Here is an 838-nt window from a genome sequence, read left to right on the forward strand (position 1 = left end):
GCTTTTCATCTGCAAAAAGCTTTTCCCAAGCTCAGCCAAGGGATCCATCTCTTGAGCTGGGATCCCCAACACAGAGCTTTAACTGAGCAAGATTTGGCTTACGTTCGAGAACTAGCCCCAGGCTTGTTGCTGAATGCCAACCCAGTATCCCTCACGTTTTCCCAGCCGGATCCGCCGGAGCCAGCCCGCTTCTATCCTTGTAAGTACGTTAAGCTGGATAACTTCCTGCCGGCTGAAGTTAATCAAGCCATCTTGCAGCATGCCATCGCTCATCAAGATAAGTTTATCCCTGCGAGAAGCTATAGCCAAAGCAACACTGAGGCTGAGTCTCTCAAGTTTCGCCGCTCTCTACGCCTAGATTATGCTTACTTTCAAGAGTATGGATCCCTGCTGAGGGAGAAGATTGCTGGGGTGGCTCCTCAAATCTTTGTGGAGCTGGGCATCGAGAACTTCGATATCCAAATCTTTGAGATGGAGATGATCGCTAGCTATGATAGTTGTTATTTTGCTCCCCACATTGATAACTTCTATTCGCAAACTGCCTTTCGTCAGGTAAGCTGTGTGTACTATTTTCACAAAGAGCCCAAGCCCTACCGAGGGGGTGAGCTGCGTATTTACGATACTCAAAGGCAGAAGCCCCACCCGCCAATTCTCCATGGAGCCTACGACGAGGTGATCCCGACCAACAACAGCATCGTCTTCTTCCCCAGCAGTTGCATACACGAAATCCTGCCGGTGTTTAGCCCCAGTCAGGCCTTTGCCGATAGCCGCTTCACCATCAACACTTGGTTAGGAACCAAGCAACTTGCCTAAAGGCTCGAATTCAATATGGCCAGAG

General features: G+C 49.8%; 1 protein-coding gene. It reads left to right on the forward strand.

From position 1 onward, the window contains the following. On the forward strand, window positions 1-813 hold an 813-nt coding region (locus NW858_RS07825), incomplete at its 5' end, for a 2OG-Fe(II) oxygenase (protein WP_414520239.1). Window positions 814-838 lie beyond the last annotated feature (25 nt).

The organism is Synechococcus sp. H55.10 (genome assembly GCF_047502715.1).
Taxonomy (GTDB): domain Bacteria; phylum Cyanobacteriota; class Cyanobacteriia; order Thermostichales; family Thermostichaceae; genus Thermostichus.